Below are 20,185 nucleotides of genomic sequence, written 5' to 3' on the forward strand. Positions count from 1 at the left end.
CGGACTGCCATGTCAGACACTTTGACCTTATACAAATTGATTCTTCTCCATATTCTGGACAAGGTAAGCTTTCCCATGAGCAACGGACAGCTTTCCGAATTTATGCTGGACAAGGAATATACTGATTATTTCACCGTGCAGACTGCCCTGTCCGAGCTGGTGGAAGCGCATTTTATCCATATGAAGACCGTCCGCAATACTTCTCTCTATTCCATCACCGATGAGGGACGTAAAACGTTGGAATTTTTTGGCAAAAAAATCTCTTCCCAGATACAGGAAGAGATTGCGGATTATCTGAAAGAACACAATTATGAGCTGCGCAATGAGCTCTCTGTTCCGGCTGATTATTACCCCACCGGAAATGGCGAATATGCCGCCCGCTGCCGGGTTCTGGAAAAAGGCTCTGCTATCATCGATCTGACCCTCACTGTGCCAACAAAGGAACAGGCCGAATCCATCTGCGCCCACTGGAGCACCAAAAGCCAGCAGATGTACGCGTATCTGATGCAAAATCTTCTGTAACTCCCTGAAAATAAGGAGAGCAGGCTTTCGCCTACTCTCCTTTTCTGTATTCGTTCAGGCCTTCGGCCAGTTCTTTCACATCTTTGATAATATCGTCAAAGGCTCCTGCCTCGTAGAGATTGACCACAATCAGTCCGATGGGAACTGCGATAATCATCGCGATAATTCCGCCGACTTTATAACCGATGTACATAAATACCATGGTGGACAGCGGATTCAGTCCAATGGTGTCGCCCACAATCTTCGGCTGAATCACCTGACGCACCAGCTGACTTACCAGATAAATGATGATAAGCCCCACCGCAAACTTGTAACTGCCGCTTAAGACCTTTAAGACTGCCCATGGAATCAATACAGTTCCGGTTCCAAAAAATGGGAGGAAATCCAGTAGCGCAACCAGAATGGCCCAGAGAATCGCGTATTTGATATGCAGTACAAAGAATCCCACCAGCAGAATCACAGCCACCACGCCCATGATTTTAAACTGGGCTTTGAAATAACCGCCTACCGCGCTGCGGAATCTGCCTGCGATGAAGTGCCATTTGGAGCGCAGCTCCTCCGGCGTGTGCTCCCGCCCCCACTGGATGATTTTGTCCCGCTCTGCGATAAAGAAATAGGCGGACAGGATCGTAAAGATCACATTTACCAGAATATTGGGGATATTCTTTGCGATATTACCTGCAGCGGTCACTGTCGGCCCGCCGATGGTACTGATCACATTCCCCAGGGATTCGGTCAGGCTGTTGACCGTCGTGGCCAGCTTTTCCACCAGCTCCGGCGGTATCTTCTCAGACAATCCGGCCAGGTTGGCGCCGGTAATCTCCAGATCGCCCAGCAGTGATTCATAGAGATCCGGCAGGATTCCGATAAAGCCGTAGATCTCACGGGCCAGCCAGGCAATCAGACCGTAGCCGCCCAGTACAATCAACGCAATGGTTCCGATGATAATCACCATGGAACTGTGTTTCCGCACGATTTTCAGACGTTTTTCCATGAACCGTACCAGAGGATTCGCGATCAACGCGATAACCCATCCCACCACAAAGGGCATGAAAAAGATCAGAAACCGTGGAACCAGAAGACAGACCAGCACCACCCCCATAAGAAACAGTACAATGTTTACCACATTTCTCAAGTACTTTCTGTCCATATGTTTAACCTCTTTTCAGGGAATCCGGAAAAACCGCCGGATTCTTTCCTTATTATGCTTCCGGTTGTTCCGGAGCTTCTTCAAGCTCTGTCTCCGGCGCAATCAACGTATCAATCAGCGCCCAGATCTCATCCCGCCCCTGCTTGGTTTCCGCAGAAAATGGAAGAATCTGGGTACCGGGCTTCACGTTCAGCCCGGTACGAATCAGCTTTAACTGCTTCTGAATCTGGCTGCGCTTAATCTTATCCAGCTTGGTGGCAATGATAATCGGATCATAACCGTTCCAGACAATCCACTCATACATGCGCTTATCATTTTCCGACGGCTCATGACGGATATCAATCAGCAGAAATACCGCCTTCAGCTGCTTCGAACCATGCAGGTAGCGCTCAATGAGCTTTCCCCATTTTTCCCGGATTTCCTGGGTCACCTTAGCATAGCCGTAGCCCGGCAAATCCACCAGGTACATGGCCTGATTCACGTTATAAAAGTTGATAGTCTGGGTCTTCCCCGGCTGGGCCGAGGTCCTGGCCAGAGACTTCCGATTCAAAAGTCCGTTGATCAGGGAAGATTTTCCCACATTGGACTTGCCTGCGAAGGCGATCTCCGGCAGTTCATTTTCCGGGAGACGGCTGGTAATACCGCAGACCGTCTCCAGATTTACATTTTTAATAATCATTTCGTCTCTCCATGAAAGGCTATTTTCAGCACATCTTCCATCTGCTCCGCGTAGACAAGCTCCAGTCCCTTCTTGATTTCCGCGGAAATCTCCTCCACATCCCGGCGGTTCTTCTCCGGCACGATGACCGTCCTGATTCCCGCGTTTTTCGCTGCCAGAAGCTTTTCTTTTAAACCGCCGATGGGAAGCACCCGGCCCCGCAGGGTGATTTCGCCGGTCATGGCCACATGGGCATACACCGGGATGCCTGTCATCGCCGACAGCATAGCCGTCGCCATGGTGATACCGGCGGACGGACCGTCCTTCGGCACTGCTCCCTCCGGAATATGGATATGTATATCATGCTCTCCAAAGAAAGCTTTGTCAATCCCGTAGCGGTCGCTGACGGAACGGATGTAGCTTAAGCCCGTCCGCGCGGACTCCTTCATCACGTCGCCCAGCTGGCCGGTCAGGGAGATTTCACCCTTTCCGGGCATGATGTTGACTTCGATCTGCAGGGTATCGCCGCCCACACTGGTCCAGGCCAGACCACGGACGATGCCGATCTCATCGGTTTCATTGGCCATATCATAATGATAACGGGCCTTGCCCAGATATTTCTCCAGATTATTTTCAGTGAGCTTTACACTCTTTTTCTTCTTCTCCAGAATCTCCCGGGCCGCTTTGCGGCAAACCTCGCCGATTTTACGCTCCAGCTGGCGCACGCCGGCCTCCCGGGTATAGCTGTGAATCAGATCCTCCAACGCCTTCGGACTGATAGTAAGCTGTCCTTCCTTCAGTCCGTTCTTCTCCATCTGCTTGCTGATCAAATGCTCGCGGGCAATATGTACCTTTTCATTTTCCGTATAACTGCTGACCTCAATAAGCTCCATACGGTCAAGCAGAGGTCTTGGAATGGTCTGTACGTCGTTGGCGGTGGCGATAAAGAGCACCTCCGACAGATCCATGGGAATCTCCACATAATGATCCTGGAACCGGTTGTTCTGCTCAGAATCCAGCACCTCCAAAAGAGCCGATGAGGTATCTCCCTTGTAATCACTGCTGACCTTGTCAATCTCATCCAGCAGCATCAATGGGTTTTTCACGCCCGCCTGCTTCATGCCCGTGGCGATGCGGCCCGGCATGGCGCCCACATAGGTTCTCCGATGACCGCGTATCTCTGCCTCATCCCGGACGCCGCCCAGGGAAATGCGGACATATTTCTTATTCAATGCCCGCGCAATGGAACGGGCTATAGAGGTCTTACCGGTTCCAGGCGGGCCCACCAGACAGAGAATCGGACTGCTTCCCTTCTTCGTCAGGATCCGCACGGCCAGATACTCCAGCACACGCTCCTTGACCTTCTCCATGCCATAGTGATCCTCGTTCAGAATTGCTTCAGCACGTTTCAGATCACTGCTGTCCCGGGATGCCTTGTCCCAGGGAAGCTCCAGCATAGTCTCAATATAACCACGAAGGACTGCGCTTTCAGAAGAATTCATTCCCATATTGCGAAATCTGGAGATCTCCTTATTCAGCTTTTCCTTCACTTCCTTGGAGGCCTTCAGTTTCTGCACTTCTTCTGTGAAATGATCCGCGTCGGAAAAGGTGTTATCCTCTCCTAACTCCTCCCGGATGACCTTCATTTCTTCCCGAAGCAGATATTCCCGTTGACCTTTATCCACATGGGCCTTTACCTTCTGCTGCAGTTCTTTCTTGAAACGCATAATTTCAATCTCTTTATTCATCAAAAGGCAAAGCTGTTCATAACGTTCCGACAGATTCACAGCCTCCAGGAGTCTCTGCTTATCGTCATAGAACAACGGCAGGTTGATCAGCACCTGGCTCATCAGCTTCTCCAAATCGGTCTCCTCCAGAATCTGACGTTCCATATCCTTGTTCATCTTGCCATTTTCCTGGCAGTAAAAGCTGAAGATTTCCGCCAGATTCCGAACCATGGCTTCCCTGGCGCTTTCCGGCAGCGCCTCCAGCTCTCTGTCCTTCTCAAACCGGATAATTTCCGCCTCCAGATAGTCCCCTTCTTCCGAAAAATGGGACAGTTCCCCGCGTTCCAGGCCCTCGGCCAGCACACGGATAATTTTCTGGGGCATCTTGATGACCTGTTTTACCGATGCGATGGTTCCGATACGGTAGAGATCATCCGGTCCCGGATTTTCCACCTGTACGTCCTTCTGGGTTACCAGAAAGACTCTCTGATCACGCAGCATGGCTTCTTCGATGGCTTTCACCGAGCGCTCCCTGCTCACGTCAAAATGTATTACCATGTCGGGAAGGATGGTCATTCCGCGTAATGCTACCACGGGTAGGGTTTCGGTTAATTCTGACATAAATCCTTTTCACTCCTTCTCATTTGTATTTCGTTTCTTCTTATCTTATGCACGAAAGAGTCCCGCAAACGGAACTCTTTCTGACTCCGGACTTACGCCCGCGCTTTTATCTCGTTGCTGGCGGTCACAGGCGTACCTGTTCCCTCTACAACTTCTTTTGTAATCATACAGTTGGTGATACTGTCATCGGACGGAATCTCGTACATGGTGTCCATCATAATGCCTTCCATGATGGAACGTAAGCCCCGGGCTCCTGTCTTCCGTTTCACCGTCTGCTCCGCGATGGCCTCAATGGCCTCACGCTCAAAGGACAGCTTCACGCCGTCCAGTTCAAACAGCTTCTTATACTGCTTTACGATAGAATTCTTCGGTTCCACCAGAATCCGGACCATGTCATCCTTGGTCAGAGCGTCCAACGCTACTGTCACCGGCAGACGTCCCACAAACTCCGGAATCATACCGAATTTTACCAGATCCTCCGGAAGCATCTCATGAAGCAGATGTCCGATCTCCTCGTTCTCACCCGGCCGACCAAGGTATGCGCCGAAGCCCATGCTTCTGCGATCCATACGGTGCTCAATGATTTTCTCCAGCCCCTCGAAGGCTCCGCCGCAGATGAACAGAATATTGGTCGTATCTATCTGTATCAGTTCCTGATGGGGATGCTTTCTTCCGCCCTGAGGCGGAACGGAAGCAATGGTTCCCTCCAGAATTTTCAGCAGCGCCTGCTGCACGCCCTCACCGGATACATCGCGGGTAATGGACGGATTCTCAGATTTTCTGGTTATCTTGTCGATCTCGTCGATATAGATAATGCCGTGCTCCGCACGCTCAATATCGTAATCCGCTGCCTGAATGATTTTCAGCAGAATGTTCTCTACATCCTCGCCTACATAGCCAGCCTCTGTCAGAGATGTGGCATCCGCAATGGCAAACGGAACATTCAGAAGGCGGGCCATGGTCTGAGCCAGCAGCGTCTTACCGGAACCGGTGGGTCCCAGCAGCAGAACGTTACTCTTCTGCAGCTCCACGTCCGAAGTATCCTTCTTATCTTCCATCGCCAGAATTCGCTTGTAATGATTGTAGACTGCCACGGAAAGTACTTTCTTGGCTTCTTCCTGGCCGATGACATAATCATCAAGGACTGCTTTGATCTCCTTGGGCTTCAGCAGATTGATCTGCTCCCGTACTTCTTCCTCCTGTGCTTCATCGTGCTCGAATTCTTCTTCAATCAGTTCGGCGCAGAGTTCCACACACTCGTCGCAGATATAGGTTCCGCTGGGGCCGGATATCATCTTTCGTACCTGGTCGCCCGTCTTTCCGCAGAAAGAACATCTTACCTTATCATCACTAATTCTAGCCATTCAACAATTTCCTCTATATTACTGTCTTTTTGTTACAATGCTGTCGATCAGGCCGTACGCAACTGCTTCCTCGGCGCTCATATAGTTGTCGCGCTCGGTGTCCGCGGCGATAACCTCCAGCGGCTGTCCTGTGTTGGCCGCCAGAATCTCGTTCAGCTTCTTCTTTGTCTTCAGAATATGATCCGCTACAATCTTGATGTCTGTAGCCTGGCCCTGTGCTCCGCCTGAGGGCTGGTGAATCATAATCTCAGCGTTAGGAAGCGCCATACGCTTGCCCTTGGCGCCGCCTGCCAGAAGGAATGCTCCCATGCTGGCTGCCATGCCCATACAGATGGTGGAAACGTCGCACTTGATATACTGCATGGTATCGTAGATAGCCATACCTGCGGTTACGGAACCACCCGGGCTGTTGATATACAGGCTGATGTCCTTACCCGGATCCTCAGACTCCAGAAACAGGAGCTGGGATACGATCAGGCTTGCGGATACGTCTGTAACTTCCTCCCCCAGAAAGATAATTCTGTCTTTCAGCAGACGGGAATAGATGTCGTAAGATCGCTCTCCCCTGCTGGTCTGCTCAATGACATAAGGTACCAAACTCATATTTGCCATATTCAATCAATCCTTTATTATCTTGCTTATTTCTCTACTGCTGCATCAGTTACCAGTTCTACGGCTTTCTGAATAGCCAGATCCTCACGGACAGACTTCAGATCCTCCTCGGCGAACATCTCCTTCAGCTTCTCAACTTCCATCTTGTACTGCTCAGCCATTCTTCCAAGCTCTGCGTCCAGCTCCTCATCGGATGCAGTCAGGTTCTCTGCTGCTGCAACTGCCTCAAGTACCAGACGGCTCTGGATACGCTTCAGCGCCTGCGGCTTGGACTGCTCAACCAGTGCCTGTACATTACCGCCTGTGAACTGCAGGTACTGCTCCATGGTCAGACCCTGCATCTGCAGTCTCTGTGCGAACTCGTCTACCATACGCTCTGCCTGAGTCTCAACCATAGCGTCCGGAATCTCCATGGCAGCGCCCTCAATGATCTTCTCAATGACAGCATCTTCCTTCTTTGCCTTAGCGTCTGCTGCCTTCTTCTCCTCTACCTTCTTGCGGACGTCTGCCTTGTACTCCTCCAGAGTATCGAAATCAGATACGTCCTGAGCGAAATCGTCATCCAGCTCCGGAAGCTCTTTTACCTTAATCTCCTTAACCGTACACTTGAAGACTGCCGGTTTTCCTGCCAGCTCTTTTGCGTGATACTCCTCCGGGAAGGTCACGTCTACTTCTACTTCCTTGCCGATCTCAGCGCCTACCAGCTTCTCCTCAAAGCCAGGGATAAATGCGCCGGAACCGATGGTCAGCGGGTAATCGGTTCCCTTGCCGCCCTCGAATGCCTCTCCGTCAACAAAGCCCTCGAAGTCGATGACGGTCATATCGCCGTCCTGAACTGCTCTGTCCTCTACGGTGATGGTTCTGGAGTTCGCCTCGCGCTCCTTGTCGAGCTCTGCTGCTACTTCCTCATCAGTCGCTGTGGTGTCAGCCTTCTCTACCTCGATGCCCTTGTACTGGCCCAGGGTTACTTCCGGCTTTACTGCTACTTCTGCGGTGAAAATGAAGGGCTTGCCCTTCTCCAGCTGTACGATGTCTACGGTCGGGCGGGATACGATCTCAAGCTCGCACTCGTCTGCCGCCTGCGGATATGCCTTCTGAATCAGCGCGTTTGCCGCGTCATCATAGAATACTTCCGGTCCGTACATCTTCTCGATCATCTGACGCGGAACCTTGCCCTTACGGAAGCCCGGAACGGAAATCTGCTTTCTATTCTTCAGATAAGCGTTCTGAAGCGCTGCCTCTACTTCCTCTGCGGGAACTTCAACGGTCAGCTTCGCCATGTTCTTCTCTAATTTTTCAACCTGTAAACTCATGTTCTATTTTCCTCCTTAAATGTGGGGCGCTTTGTGCCTTCCACGAATTCTCTGTGTATATTTTTACATACTTACAGTCATTTTAGTAGTATAGCATGGGTTTCCCCGAAAAATCAAGTATTTTACCCCAAAATATATGGTATGGACGCGCAGATTTTTTCTCATATAGCGCAGAAAAACCCCGATTCTTTCTGCTCCTCTGGGAAGAGCTTTGTGAATCGGGGTTCCTGTTTTACTTTTTCAGAGATGTCCTACACTTACGCACGGGATTTCTTTCTGCAGATTACAGCACCTGCCAGTGACAGAACTGCCAGTGCCTCAGCCACGTAGATAACTGCGGAAGAATCTGCTGTCTTCGGGGAAGTACCTGTGCTGGCGGTTGTAGTTGTGCTGCCAGAGCCTGAACTGTTGGATGAACCGGAGCCATTGGATGGGCCGGGCTTATTGGGGTCGGAAGGCTTTGGTGTGTTTTCATTGTCCGGAGTGTTTTCACTGCCATTATAAACCAGAATCTCTACCGGTGAAAAAGAAGTAAACACAGCCTTTACCACGCCGTCCCCGACTGTTACCGGAAGCTGTTCCGGTTCTGTGGCTCCTCCCTTCCAGTGCAGTACAACTACCTTGGAAGAAGCCTTTACTTCCGGGACTTTAAACGCAACTTCAATGGCAGCGCTTCCATCTGCTAGAGTTACCGCAGAAGTAGTATCATCTGCCATAGCCAGAGATACATCCATGGTGTAAGAAGTAAAGTTATCACTGTCGATTTTCAGCGCCTTTTTCGCTTCTTCCTTTACTACAGCCTTGGAACTTTCCTTTACAACCGGAACAACCGCTGCATTTTCTACCTTTGTTCCGTCTGCCTTTGTAACCGTAGCTGTCTTTGTTTCCTGGGAAACCTGTACGCCACCTGCGCTGCTTCCCTCCGCGTTGACCGTCATGCCCAGTACAAGACAAAGTACTGCAGACAGTGCAACAAGTTTCATCTTCTTCATTTTGCTTTTCCTCCTCTGTCGGAATTCTTTTGTTTTATATCAAGGCTTCTGCCTTAATACCTCCCTCATTGGCCCGTCTTTCGATAAAATGTATCTATCACCAGATCCGTAAGGCCTGCCTCGTCGATCTGATATTCATCCTGAAACTCTGTGGCTACAGATGTGCCCGGTACATTGACAATCTCCGGGAACTCCCAATTCCGCGCGCCCAACTGCCAAGACAGAGCTGCTATCTCATCGGTGTCCAGATCGGTCACCAGATAATCCTCCACCGCAGACTTCATTTTCCAAATAGAACATGGGTTTCTGCGGACTCTTTTCTGTACCTCCCGATACAGGGCTCTCAGATACTGCTGCTGACGCTCCCGGCGGATTTCATTGCTGCCGGTCACTTTGATGTCCCGGCCCTGCACAAAGATCTGTATCTGCTCCGGCGTAAGCTCCTGCTCCCCGCTTTCCGGAAAATGCGACGAATCCAGACGGCTTAATTCCTCCGTCACATCCAGGGTAATGTTCCCCAGCTCTTCCTGCAGAGCCGACACGCCGTTCCAATACAGCGCGCAGTAACCATGAATCGGAATCCCTCCCAGCATCCGGGAAACTGCTTCCTCCATCAGCTCACAGCTTTCCTCCAGGCCATTTCCCATAGTATACTGAAGCCCCAGCTGCCAGTCATAAAGCCCAATCTCTTTTCCCGTACTGTCGAACCAGCGGATGGGAACCTTACTGTCACGGGATATATTGATTAACTTTGCCGTCCGATTTTCCATGTCCAGAACAGCCAGATAGATGCAATCCGCTTTCGGGCCAAAACCATAGGTATCATCTGCCTCTGCCTTTCCCCGGCCGTCCACGCCGAGACAGAGAATATTGATAAGACCGTCCCGATAGCTGTACATCTGACCGCCAACCGTCAGACATCGATAATCCGGAAGCGGTTTCACGACCTGCTCCGTATATTTTCCTGTTTTTTCCAGTTTGTTTCTTCCCCGATGGAGAAAAACAGCCAGGGCAACAGCGCCTGCCGCACAGATGCCTGCCAGGATTCCAACCACAGCCAGAATCATTATCTTTTTTTGCTTCTTATTTTTCGTACTCATCGATCAGTACCGCCCCCACAAGAAACCGGTTATTGGGCGCATTGCCGATACAGGTGGACATCATCAGAAGTCTGCTGCCATAGGGCACCTCAACCGTTTCATTTATATTCCCGGGTGAAGAACAGAGTACCTTTACAAAGGTCATAAAATCTGACTCTTTTTCATAATCACAATAGTCCGGCAGATATGTGTCTGAGAAGCGCACCGCAGCAAAAATCTGGTATATCAGGGTTTTATCCGGCAAATAAATATATACGTATGGAGCATCCGTAAGCTTGTCCGGATCCTCATAATCATGAAGGCTTCCAAACATGGTGTCATTCCGCATATTATGGCCGTAGAGCACGGTCATAGGAGCGGAAAAATCTTTTGGATGAATAGCCTCCGAATAAATGCTGCCCGGAAGTCCCGCTGTACCGTCTATGGTATGGTTCAGATAATACAGCCGGTCCGTGGAATGCTGCAGAACCGGGTAATCCACCAGGGTTCCCGGAATCTGAATCCATGCGTAAATGTCTGCGTTTTTTTCCTGCAGTGCGCTAAAATCTATTGTATTTTCCAGATGCGGCGCATCGGAATGCGGAATTTCTTCTTTCTCCGCCGCCGATACTGCCGCAATTCCTGTCCGCATCGCAATCTGGCCCACTGTCACACACGGTTCTTCTGACCGCAGGGATGTATATTCCCTTTCTGCCTGCTTCTGTTTTCCATAAGAAATAATAAGAAAGAGCGCACAGCTCAAAAAAAGAATTCCAAATGCTATACTGCCTATCCGGTATCTCTGTCTATTCTTTTTCTTTCTTCTGTGTCTGCCCTTTTTTGTTTTTATTTCCTTCATGTTCGATATCCTGAAGTTCTCAATTTTACTAATTTTTTACTAGAAATATTTTACCCCCCCCCCGAATATTTTTGTCAATTCACAAATTGTATAATTTTGGACATTTTTCCATTAAATTCTGTGCATTTTTTCATTGTACTAAAAACTCCGACATGCCATTCTACCTGCATGTCGGAGTTTTCTCTCACTACTTATAGTTTTGTTTATCTGCCGCTCATCTGCTCTTCCTGCTTCTTGATCATTTTTCTGACCATTTCGCCGCCGATGGAACCGGCCTGGGCGCTTGTCAGGTCGCCGTTATAGCCCTCCTTTAAGGGGACGCCCAGCTCGCTGGCTACTTCTTCCTTGAAGCGGCTCATGGCTGCTTTGGCTTCGGGGACTGCCATCTGATTCTGGCTTCCGCTGTTCTGCTGTGTCATGTTATCACCTCCATGATGGTAGTGTGGCATGGCGGGACGGCGGATATGCTGGAAGTTTTTTGAAACCTGTTCTTCGTCTTACACTTCGTACACGATACTCTTCGCGATCTCGTCCGCCTTCTCCTGTCCGTAGAGCTGGGCAATCAGACTCAGGGCGAAGGGGATAGCGGTGCCGACGCCGCGGCTGGTGGTGATGACGCCGTCGGTAACGACCGGGGCGGTCTCGCAGATGGCTCCGATGAGTCCGTCCTCACAGCCGGGATAGCAGGTGGCCTTCTTGCCATTCAGCAGTCCTGCGTGGCCCAGGACTGTGGGCGCAGCGCAGATAGCTGCCAGTCTTCTGTCCTTGGCATGATGCTCCTTCAGAAGCCCCAGCAGCGGTTCGCAGGCTTTCAGATTCAGAGTACCGGGCATTCCACCGGGCAGCACCAGAAGATCCATCTCTGTAAAATCCATTTCCGCAAAGAGATGATCTGCGGTGATGACAATGCCATTGCTTCCGGCTACTTCCTTTTTATCTCCGGTGGACACCAGGGTAACCTCCGCTCCTGCTCTGCGCAGCAGATCTGTCGGTGTCAGCGCCTCCACTTCCTCAAATCCATCTGCCAAAAATATACTTACTTTTTTCATTTTTTCCGACTCCTTCCGTTTTCTGTCATTTCTCAGTTTCAGTTCCTGAATCAAGTTATTTTCTTTGGTTATTATATCAAATTTTCATTGAATTTTCTATACCTATGTGCTACTGTCCTTTTATCAATTGTTTACGGAGGTTTATGCATGGAAATTGAACGTAAATTTTTAATTCCCAGGCTGCCGGAAAACCTGGCTTCCTATCCAAGCAGATTGCTGGAGCAGGCCTATCTGTGTACGGATCCTGTGGTTCGGGTACGGCGCAGCGACGATTCTTATATTCTCACTTACAAATCCAAAGGACTTATGAGCCGCGAGGAATACAATCTGCCGCTGACTGCGGAAAGCTACGCTCACCTGAAGGCCAAGGCCGATGGAAATATTATTTCCAAAAGACGTTATCTGATTCCGCTGTCCGACGGACTTACCATTGAGCTGGATGTCTTCGCGACGCCTTTTGACGGACTGTGGCTGGCAGAGGTGGAATTTGAATCCGAAGAGCAGGCCAATACATTTACACCGCCGGAGTGGTTCGGAGAAGAGGTTACCTGGTCTTCCGAATACCATAACAGTACGCTCAGTCAGAAAAAGTTCTGATATCCTGTATTGTCATTGTTTGATGACAAATTGTTTTGGCTTGCGCTGCGTTTTGTGACATTGCGCATATATGAATCCGCAAACTGGTATAATAATGCCATCTTTTCGGAACACAAGGAGAAACGCAATGTCGGAATCTTATCTGGCTGATAATCTTCGCAGCCTGCGCGAAGCTAAAAAGTATTCCCAGAAATATATCAGTGAACAGCTTCATATTGCACGGCAGACCTACACTGTTTATGAAAGCGGCAACCGTGTCCCGGATATCAGCCTTATCTGTAAGCTGGCCAATATTTACGACGTTTCTCTGGATCAACTGGTACTGACGGATCTGTCGGCCCACTCGGATATTATCGCCGACGGAACCGAGCCCCGCCACTACGCGGCCGTCCCCAACAAGAGTCTGATTCCCTTAAGCGGCGCCAACGCCAAGTCCATCATGGATTTCTTAAGCTTTCCGGAGGAGACGCAGTTGGAGATACGGGAGTATATCCGGTTTAAGAAGTATTTGTTGGCGAAGGAGCAGAAATGAGCTTGAAGCCGCATTTTGCGGCTTCATAAACTCTGCTTTCTGTTACCAAAAAACGCTGCTTGTGTGGATGATGAAGTTCATCTGCACAGGCAGCGTTTTTCTTTTCGCATATAGTTATTCTTATAGACTGTATACTATCTTTCCATCGCAGATGGTGTAATGCACCCGGCCGGTCAGATTCCAGCCCTTGAAGGGGGTGTTGACTGCTTTGGAGCAGAAGCTTTCGGGCTTCCATTCTTCGTCTGCAGCGAAGATGACCAGGTCTGCGGGGGCGCCTTCGGCGATGCCCTGATAGGGCAGGTGGTAGAGGGCGGCGGGGTTCTGGCTCATTTTGCGCATCAGTTCCATAAGGGTCAGGCAGCCCGGTTTGACCAGTTCTGTGATGCCAAGGGCCAGAGAGGTCTCCAGGCCGACGATGCCGCTGGGGGCTTCGGTCAGGGGCTTTCCCTTTTCGTCGATGCTGTGGGGCGCGTGGTCGGTGGCAATCATGTCGATGGTTCCGTCCTTCAGGCCCTCGATAACAGCCTGCCGGTCTGCTTCCGTCCGAAGGGGCGGATTCATTTTCGCCAGGGTGCCATAGGTCAGGACAGCTTCATCCGTCAGGGTAAAATGATGGGGCGCCGCCTCGGCGGTCACATGGGAGCCCCGTCTCTTAGAGGCGCGCACTGCTTCTACGGCTCCTGCCGTACTGATGTGCTGGATGTTTACGTATGAGCCGGTCTCCTCGGCCAGACGGCAGTCCCGCTCTACCATGGTGATCTCGGCCTCCGCCGGGGAACCGCCGATACCGAGCTTCTCTGATACCGGGCCTCGGTTTATACCGTTGTTGGTAATAAGCTTCGGATCTTCTTCATGAAGGCTGACAGGCACCTGCAGTTCTTCTGCTTTGATGAGTGCTGCCTTCAGAACCTCTTCGTCCAGAATTGAGATGCCGTCATCGGTAAAGCCTGCTGCTCCCGCCGCACGTAAAGCATCCATATCTACCAGTTCTTTTCCCTGCATGCCTTTGGTGACACAGGCACAGGAAAGTACGTGGATGCCGGTTTCTTTTCCCTTATTCAATACATATTGAAGGGTCTCGGCGTTATCAATTACCGGCTTCGTATTGGCCATGCAGACGACGGTGGTAAAACCGCCTGCTGCCGCCGCATGCGCACCGGTCAGGATATCCTCTTTATACGTAAGTCCCGGATCGCGGAAATGCACATGCACATCCACCAAGCCCGGCGCAACCGCCATGCCTGCCGCTTCTATGATATCTTCGCAGCCGTCCAGGTTCAGCTGCTCTCCTACAGCTTTGATTGTCCCATTTTCCAGAATCAGATCTCCGATAAAATCTTTGCCGCTTACCGGATCGATGATTCTGCCTCCGCGAATTCCTGTCATGTTAATCTTCCTCTTTCTCTGTCAGCGTTTTGGTCGCATACTCATTAAAGCTGTTGGCGGCTTCTTTTACACTGTACTGTCCGTCCAGAATCTCGCTTTCCATCTGGTACCAGTATACACGCATCTTCTCAAAGCCGTTTACAGACTGGTAGTATGTGCCGCTATAGGGCATCAACGCCTCGAAAAGCTGCGCCTCCTCGTTGCCGTCGTACACGTCGCCCATGGACGCGCGTACCGGGAACGCACCGCTGCGTACCACGTTTTCCTTCGCAACAGCTTCATCGTTGCACAGGAAATCGATCAGATAACGGGAAGCCTGCTCTTTGGCTTCATCCTCGGTCTTGAATACGCAGAAACCGTTCAGCATATATTCCAGAGACGGGCTACCGTCCTCGGACGGGTATGGCATAACAACCACGTCCACACCATTTTCCTGAAGGGCCGCCGCGTTGTTGATAGCCTGTGGCAGGCTCCACAGCAGGCAATAGGACTGATTGCCCGCCACGAATTCTTCCACCGCATCCGCGCCGGTGGAATCGGCGCCGTTCAGCATCCAGCCTTTGTCCACCCACTCTTTTATCTTGGTAAATGCCTTCTGATTGGCGTCACTATTCATGGTATAGGCAGTCTTCTCATCGTTCATCAGGCTGCCGTCATACAGATTTGTGATGAAGGAGCGGGTCGCGTAGTCGCCTGCGATTCCGGAGCAGTAGAGCATGCCCGATCCGAAGCCGGATGCGTTTAGCTTCTCCAGTACCTGCTCGAAGGCGTCGGTGGTCCAGGTGCAGGCTCCTTCCCGGTTCATCAGATCGATGGCTCCGGAGCCCTCCAGCATTTCCCGGTTGAAGGCCATCACGTAGTTGGATCCACTTAAGGGGTACATAACGTAGGCGTCGCCATTTTTGCAGGCGCTTAACAGGTTTTCGCTTATCATGTCATTCTTGACTTCGTCGGTGAACAGGTCGCTGATGTCGCTGAGCATGTCTGCTTTTGCGTAGGTGCTGATTCTGCCCGGCTCGTCCAGAAGGACGTTCGGGAGTTCGCCGCCTTCGGCTTTGATCTGCTCGTCGATCATGCCGGGACCATCGGTATAGTCCAGAAGCTTCAGTTCTACTTTTATGTTCGGGTATTTTTCGTTGAATTTTCGGATCAGTGTCTGCTCGTAGGTGCCGTCGGCCTGGTCCTCGTCCTGTACGAATACGGGGTAGGTCCACCAGGTGATGCTGGCTTCCAGGTCGGAGACAACTTCGGCCTGCGTCTCTGCTTCGGCTGTGTCTGCGGTGTCTTCTACTACGTCTGCGATATCTATATCTTCGCTGCCTGTGTCTTTTTTACTCTGGCATCCCATGGCAGATACGGCCAGGAGACTGGCAGCGGTGAGTGCTGTAAGTTTTTTCCAGTTCGTCATGTTTGTAAGTCCTCCTAATCTGTTTTACTATAGCACAGATGCGGGGGTGGGACAAGGGGGAAATCGTGGAAATGGGTGGATTGAATAAACGGACGAAGAGAGGAAAAAGTGCCACTTTTCCCTCTCTTCTGATATCGGATGTATTTGCTTTACCCTGACATGGAAACGATGGGATCATGGGACGGGTGGGTGGGTTTGCTTCTGGCTTTCTGTCGCTATCGTCCGCCTTATAAAGCCTTGATTCTCTCCAACGCCTTCACGGTATTTTCATAAGATCCAAAGGCCGTCAGCCGGAAATACCCCTCTCCGCTGGGTCCGAATCCCGATCCCGGCGTACCAACCACGCCCGCGTTCTCCAGCAGATAATCAAAGAACTCCCAGGAATTCATCTTATCCGGCGTCTTCAGCCAGATGTAAGGTGCATTTACGCCGCCGGATACGGTGTAGCCCGCATCCTGAAGGCCCTTAAGAATGGTCTTCGCATTGTTCATGTAGTAGCCCACCTGCTCCTTCAATTGCGCCTTACCGGCCTCAGAGTAAACCGCCTCACCGGCCCGCTGTACGATATACGGCGCTCCGTTGTACTTGGTACCGTGGCGTCTCGCCCACAGTGCGTGCAGGGATACATCGCCGCATTTCAGCTCCTTCGGGATAACCGTGTAACCAAGACGCACACCGGTGAAGCCTGCGTTCTTGGAAAAGCTGTGAAGCTCAATAGCACAGGTCTTCGCGCCCTCGCACTCATAGATGCTGTGCGGCACATTTTCCTCGGAAATATAAGCCTCGTAAGCTGCGTCATAGATGATGACCGCACCTACCTTATTGGCATAATCTACCCACACCTGCAGCTGATCCTTCGTAATTGTGGAACCGGTCGGATTGTTCGGGAAGCACAGATAAATGATATCCGGCGTCTCCTTCGGAAGCTCCGGCGCGAAACCATTGTCCGCAGTACAGGGCATATAAATCACATTGCTCCACATCTCCGTCTTTGGATCATAGGTACCGGTACGTCCTGCCATGACATTGGTATCCACATACACTGGATATACCGGGTCGCACACTGCAATCTTATTATCCAGGCCGAAGATCTCCTGAATATTACCGGAATCGCACTTTGCGCCGTCGCTGACAAAGATCTCGTCCGGCTGAATATCAGCGCCTCGATCCTGATAATCATTTTTCGCAATGGCATTTCTCAGAAATTCATAGCCCAGATCCGGCGCGTAGCCATGAAAGGTTTCCGCGTGGCCCATCTCGTCCACCGCCTTATGCAGCGCCTCAATGATGGCCGGAGCCAGAGGCTGGGTCACATCGCCGATCCCCAGACGGATGATGGTCTTCTCCGGATGCTCCGCAGAATAAGCGGCTACTTTCTTACCGATGGTGGAAAAAAGATAGCTTCCCGGCAGTTTCAGATAATTTTCATTTACTTTATACATAATATTCACTCCTCTTTGTGCCTCCGGCACTTGAATTTCTTAACACTTCTAACGATCCTCGACGCTGGATCTCAGCTCCTCCGGATCAAATTCTCCGGTAAATGCAGTCGCCGCCGCGCCTGTCATATAGACACAGTTATCTGTCTCATCCCACTGAATTTCCAGGTCGCCGCCCAACAGATGCACGGTCACTTCCCGCTCTGCGCAGCCGTTCAGAATCGCGGCTACCGCCGTGGCGCAGGCACCGGTTCCGCAGGCCATGGTTTCGCCGGATCCACGCTCCCAGACGCGCATTTTCAGATTTTTGCGATCCATTCGTTCCACAAATTCGGTATTCACACGATCCGGAAAACGCTCATGCTGCTCAAATTTCGGGCCGATTTCCTCTATCTTTAAATCATCCACACCGTCCATAAACACAACTGCATGGGGATTGCCCATGGAGACACAGGTCATCTCATACACCTGATTGTCCACCACAATGGGAGCTGCTACCAGCTTATCCCCTTCGCCCACCACCGGAATCTCGGACGGCTTCAGGATAGGTTCCCCCATGTTTACACGGACTTTTTTTACCTTGCCGTTCTCGACGGTCAGCTTCAGATATTTCACCGCCCCTCCGGAAATAACACTGATCTCGGTCTTGTCGGTCAGACCGTTGTCGTAGACATATTTCGCCACACAGCGGATGCCGTTGCCGCACATTTTTCCGTAGGAGCCGTCCGCATTGTACATGGCCATCTCAAAATCCGCTTCATCGGAAGACTGAATCAAAATCAGGCCGTCGGACCCGATCCCCTTGTGCCGGTCGCTGACCAGCCGCGCGATCTCGCCCGGATTTTCCAGGCGCTCCCTAGTGCAGTCCATGTATACATAGTCGTTGCCGATTCCATGCATCTTTGTAAATTTCATTTTCAAAATTATTTCCTCCCTAGAATTTCATCATGCTTAATACCATCTCCGCCGTCTCCACCAGGTTCGTTCCGCTGTCCATGCTGCATTTCTGGATATAGCGGTGGGCTTCCTCCTCGGTCATGCCGTTTCGTTCCATCAGAAGGACCTTGGCCTCGTCCAGTACTTTCCGGTCTTCGTCAGAGCGTACCTTCGGCATGGCCTTCCGCTTCTTCCGTTTACGCTCAACGCCCGCTGCCATCATTTCCAGCGTATTCAGCAGATCCTGAACCTTCAATGGCATCGCCACAGACATAATACCAGATCCGACACATTCGCTCAAGACCCTCTGGGACGCCATCAAAAGCATTTCGAAATGGGTCGGCAGGCAGTCTGCCAACTCCGTGTACATCATATCCGGATACTTGTACCCACAGACCAGAATCCCATCGCCAAGACCGTTGGCACTGGCCAGAGCCTGCGCTCCTGTGGTGCAGACCGCCGAAACCCGGAATCCGTGACGAACCAGCAGATTGCGGATGTTCTTTGCATCTTCTATTTTCGGAAATAATACAATTACATTCGTCACACTTACACCTCCCGGAATTACGAATTACGTTATCCTGAGGTGAAAGCTAGAAACGATACAGATACTGTTCGGTCTCCCACTGGGACACCTGGGCAGAGTAGCTCTCCCACTCCTGCTTTTTGGCCGCGATATAGCATTTACAGAGTTCTTCGCCCAGAACCTGCTTTACCAGCTCATCCTGCTCCAGACCGTTCAGCGCTTCATAGAGATTCCGCGGCAGCGGCTCGATATTCAGAGCCATGCGCTCCTCATCTGTCATTTTCCGCACATCCTCATTGACCGGCCTCGGCGGCTCAATGTGCTTTTTGATACCATCCAGGCCTGCTGCCAAGCAGACTGCCAGAGTCAGGTACGGGTTGCAGGACGGGTCGGGACTTCGAAGCTCAATCCTGGTATTCTCCTCCCGCTGAGCCGGAATCCGGATCATCTGACTGCGGTTAATGGGCGACCAGGAGATGTAGGCCGGAGCTGTAAAGCCCGCGCCGGTCTGAGCCGGAAACAGACGTTTGTAAGAATTCACCAGTGGATTGGTGATAGCAGACAAGCCTCTGGCGTGCTTCATCAGGCCGCCGATAAACCAGTAGGCTTCCTGACTCAGACCATACTCGTCATTCTCATCCGCAAAGACATTTTTTCCGTCCTTTTTCAGGGAAATATTGGTGTGCATACTAGATCCGTTAATACCGGCACGGGGCTTGGGCATAAAGGTGGCATGCATACCGAAGCGCTTGGCAATGGTCTTTACGGCCAGCTTGAAGGTCATAATATTATCGGCAGATAAAAGGGCCTCGTCATAGCGGAAATCGATCTCGTGCTGTGCGGAAGCCACCTCATGATAGGACGACTCCACCTCAAAGCCCATTTCCTCCAAAGTCAGGATAATGTCACGGCGGACATTTTCCCCCTGATCGATGGGGCTCATATCGAAATAGCCTGCTTTTTCATGGCTGAATACGGTGGGATTGCCGTCGTCGTCGGTGTGGAACAGGAAGAATTCGCACTCAGGTCCCACATCGAAGCGGTAACCGAGGCCTTCTGCCTCCTTCAGTACCTTCTGTAAGATATAACGTGAATCGCCCTCATAAGGCGATCCGTCCCGCTTCTGAATGTCGCAGATCAGACGGGCTACCTTGCCCTGCTGGGGCCGCCACGGAAAAATGGCCAGGGTGTCCAGATCCGGACACAGGAACATGTCCATGTCATTGTCATGGAGGAAGCCCTCCACGCAGGAGCCGTCAAAAACGTACCGGTTATCCAACACCTTCTCCAGCTGGCTGGCCGTCACAGCCGCGTTTTTCAGATTGCCGAACAGATCGGTGAACTGCAGGCGGATAAACTCCACATCCTCTTCCTCTACCATACGCATGATATCTTTCTTTGTATAGTGACTCATA

Annotated in this window: 20 protein-coding genes; 3 read left to right on the top strand and 17 right to left on the bottom strand. The window is 51.2% G+C overall.

The features are described 5' to 3' along the window. Positions 1-9: 9 nt before the first annotated feature. Positions 10-522 (top strand): DUF4364 family protein, encoded by a 513-nt coding sequence (locus WMO29_RS02885; RefSeq protein ID WP_349163685.1) that lies wholly within the window; start codon positions 10-12, stop codon positions 520-522. 31 nt (positions 523-553) lie between these two features. On the opposite strand, the gene ytvI is transcribed toward WMO29_RS02885, so the two are convergent. The 11 genes from ytvI to WMO29_RS02940 form a co-directional block, all read right to left on the bottom strand. Beyond that, on the bottom strand, positions 554-1,672 hold the full coding sequence (ytvI, locus tag WMO29_RS02890; protein WP_178038867.1) for a sporulation integral membrane protein YtvI: 1,119 nt from the start codon (positions 1,670-1,672) through the stop codon (positions 554-556). Positions 1,673-1,724: 52 nt separating this feature from the next. After that, positions 1,725-2,351: a ribosome biogenesis GTP-binding protein YihA/YsxC gene (gene yihA, locus WMO29_RS02895; protein WP_349163686.1), complete on the bottom strand. Its 627-nt coding sequence runs from the start codon at positions 2,349-2,351 to the stop codon at positions 1,725-1,727. Next, positions 2,348-4,678 (bottom strand): endopeptidase La, encoded by a 2,331-nt coding sequence (gene lon, locus WMO29_RS02900; protein WP_349163687.1) that lies wholly within the window; start codon positions 4,676-4,678, stop codon positions 2,348-2,350. The genes yihA and lon overlap by 4 nt, the downstream gene beginning before the upstream one ends. 92 nt (positions 4,679-4,770) lie before the next feature. Next, positions 4,771-6,042, bottom strand: a complete 1,272-nt coding sequence (gene clpX / locus WMO29_RS02905) for an ATP-dependent Clp protease ATP-binding subunit ClpX (RefSeq protein ID WP_178038870.1) — start codon at positions 6,040-6,042, stop codon at positions 4,771-4,773. 18 nt (positions 6,043-6,060) lie between these two features. Then, positions 6,061-6,645 carry an ATP-dependent Clp endopeptidase proteolytic subunit ClpP gene (gene clpP / locus WMO29_RS02910; RefSeq protein WP_178038877.1) on the bottom strand — a complete coding sequence of 195 codons (585 nt, stop codon included), beginning with the start codon at positions 6,643-6,645 and terminating at the stop codon, positions 6,061-6,063. Positions 6,646-6,680: 35 nt separating this feature from the next. Further along, on the bottom strand, positions 6,681-7,967 hold the full coding sequence (gene tig, locus WMO29_RS02915; RefSeq protein ID WP_349163688.1) for a trigger factor: 1,287 nt from the start codon (positions 7,965-7,967) through the stop codon (positions 6,681-6,683). Between the two features lie 257 nt (positions 7,968-8,224). Continuing rightward, complete coding sequence (locus WMO29_RS02920) at positions 8,225-8,959, bottom strand: hypothetical protein (protein WP_349163690.1); 735 nt, start codon at positions 8,957-8,959, stop codon at positions 8,225-8,227. A 65-nt stretch (positions 8,960-9,024) separates the two neighbouring features. After that, entirely contained in the window at positions 9,025-10,059 is a 1,035-nt protein-coding gene (locus WMO29_RS02925) for an LCP family protein (RefSeq protein WP_349163692.1), read from the bottom strand. Further along, a complete protein-coding gene (locus WMO29_RS02930) occupies positions 10,043-10,711 on the bottom strand; it encodes a class B sortase (protein WP_349163693.1) in 669 nt (222 codons plus the stop codon). The genes WMO29_RS02925 and WMO29_RS02930 overlap by 17 nt, the downstream gene beginning before the upstream one ends. A 389-nt stretch (positions 10,712-11,100) precedes the next feature. After that, entirely contained in the window at positions 11,101-11,316 is a 216-nt protein-coding gene (locus WMO29_RS02935; protein WP_349163694.1) for an alpha/beta-type small acid-soluble spore protein, read from the bottom strand. A gap of 78 nt (positions 11,317-11,394) precedes the next feature. After that, a complete protein-coding gene (locus WMO29_RS02940) occupies positions 11,395-11,946 on the bottom strand; it encodes a DJ-1 family glyoxalase III (RefSeq protein ID WP_349163695.1) in 552 nt (183 codons plus the stop codon). 147 nt (positions 11,947-12,093) lie between these two features. Here WMO29_RS02940 and WMO29_RS02945 point away from each other — a divergent pair, with 147 nt between their 5' ends. Both WMO29_RS02945 and WMO29_RS02950 read left to right on the top strand, forming a co-directional pair. Continuing rightward, on the top strand, positions 12,094-12,543 hold the full coding sequence (locus WMO29_RS02945; protein WP_349163696.1) for a CYTH domain-containing protein: 450 nt from the start codon (positions 12,094-12,096) through the stop codon (positions 12,541-12,543). 127 nt (positions 12,544-12,670) lie between these two features. Beyond that, positions 12,671-13,075, top strand: a complete 405-nt coding sequence (locus WMO29_RS02950) for a helix-turn-helix domain-containing protein (protein ID WP_349163697.1) — start codon at positions 12,671-12,673, stop codon at positions 13,073-13,075. A gap of 120 nt (positions 13,076-13,195) precedes the next feature. On the opposite strand, the gene WMO29_RS02955 is transcribed toward WMO29_RS02950, so the two are convergent. From WMO29_RS02955 to glnA, 6 genes are all read right to left on the bottom strand, one after another. Continuing rightward, positions 13,196-14,461 (bottom strand): dihydroorotase, encoded by a 1,266-nt coding sequence (locus WMO29_RS02955; RefSeq protein ID WP_349163698.1) that lies wholly within the window; start codon positions 14,459-14,461, stop codon positions 13,196-13,198. Position 14,462: 1 nt separating this feature from the next. Beyond that, positions 14,463-15,869 (bottom strand): ABC transporter substrate-binding protein, encoded by a 1,407-nt coding sequence (locus WMO29_RS02960; protein WP_349163699.1) that lies wholly within the window; start codon positions 15,867-15,869, stop codon positions 14,463-14,465. 227 nt (positions 15,870-16,096) lie between these two features. Further along, a complete protein-coding gene (locus tag WMO29_RS02965) occupies positions 16,097-17,311 on the bottom strand; it encodes an LL-diaminopimelate aminotransferase (RefSeq protein WP_349163700.1) in 1,215 nt (404 codons plus the stop codon). Positions 17,312-17,359: 48 nt separating this feature from the next. Next, a complete protein-coding gene (dapF, locus tag WMO29_RS02970; protein WP_349163701.1) occupies positions 17,360-18,223 on the bottom strand; it encodes a diaminopimelate epimerase in 864 nt (287 codons plus the stop codon). A 19-nt stretch (positions 18,224-18,242) separates the two neighbouring features. Further along, entirely contained in the window at positions 18,243-18,791 is a 549-nt protein-coding gene (locus tag WMO29_RS02975; protein WP_349163702.1) for an ANTAR domain-containing response regulator, read from the bottom strand. Positions 18,792-18,837: 46 nt separating this feature from the next. Further along, positions 18,838-20,184 (bottom strand): type I glutamate--ammonia ligase, encoded by a 1,347-nt coding sequence (gene glnA / locus WMO29_RS02980; protein WP_349163704.1) that lies wholly within the window; start codon positions 20,182-20,184, stop codon positions 18,838-18,840. Position 20,185: the final 1 nt, after the last annotated feature.

The sequence above is a fragment of the Laedolimicola intestinihominis genome (assembly GCF_040096155.1).
GTDB lineage: Bacteria > Bacillota > Clostridia > Lachnospirales > Lachnospiraceae > Laedolimicola > Laedolimicola intestinihominis.